Origin of the sequence: Vibrio genomosp. F10 str. ZF-129, from assembly GCF_000287055.2 — a bacterium.
GTDB lineage: Bacteria > Pseudomonadota > Gammaproteobacteria > Enterobacterales > Vibrionaceae > Vibrio.
Map to the genome: position 1 here is coordinate 385 of NZ_AJYQ02000083.1, position 1,016 is coordinate 1,400.

A 1,016-nucleotide genomic window follows, 5' to 3' on the forward strand; every position below is an offset into this window, starting at 1 on the left:
TGGGGTGAGGACTATTTGGGTATCTTCCAAGCCATTCGCTAAACGCACTTCAGCCGATGCGACGGGAGCATCATTGGTGCCATGAACGGTCACTGTAATATCTTTTTTAGCACTGCCATCGATAGATTCAACGGTAAAGGTTTGCTGGAAGCTTTCCCCTGCGCCTAAATGTTGGACTTTATCATTGTCAATATCGTATGACCATTGGCCCTGTGCGTTGATATTGAACCGACCACCTTCGGCGGTGGTGATGGTTTGCGCGATAAAACCGGCTTGATCGTGATCCGGGTCAATGACCTGTAACGTGCCACCACTGCTGAGTTGACTGGTGGTATTGCCAAAGGAAGTATGATCTTCGTAAACATGATTATTTAGGCTGGAGTAGGGCGTCACTGCAATTTTTGCTTGGTTATCTTCACCGGTCACTTTCACCATAATGGTGAGCTTCTGACCATCAGTGGTTTCGACTTCGTAGGGGAGCTCCATCGACTCGCCAGCATGTAGGCTACTGATTAGATCGTCCGGATGATGATTGGTACCTGTATCTAATCTGAATTGATAAGTGCCATTAGGCCAAACATCAAGGTGGCCAGGCTCAAACCCTTGACCTAAATATTTACCGCTAAAAACAAACTGAGTGTTATCGCCACTATCAGGGTCAATCAGCTGAAGCTGGCCTCTATAGGATTTAAATTCGCTATCCAGCGCTTGTGTTTCAGTGAGCTGAATGACATTAGAAACCAGTGTGGCTTTATCATCTGTCCCGGCAATCGTAAGCGTGGCGGTTTGTTGCGTACTTCCACCATGGCCATCTTCTACTTGATAAGTGATAGCGATTTGTTGCGACTGACCATTGGCCAAATGGTTAAATGCGGGATCAGTGGCATCAACAATTAACGTATGCCCATCAGCATCTAAGGTAATGCCCGTTGGAAGTTGGCCCGACTGAGGTTGGCCATCGATGGCATATTCAAGGTGACTGATAGTTAAAGCGTCGCCGTCTTTATCTGTGGCAC

General features: G+C 47.1%; 1 protein-coding gene. It reads right to left on the minus strand.

Annotation, left to right across the window (positions count from 1 at the left end; translation table 11 throughout):
* Positions 1-1,016: VCBS domain-containing protein (locus tag A1QO_RS20425; protein ID WP_017041104.1), on the minus strand; the 1,016-nt coding region annotated here is incomplete at both ends.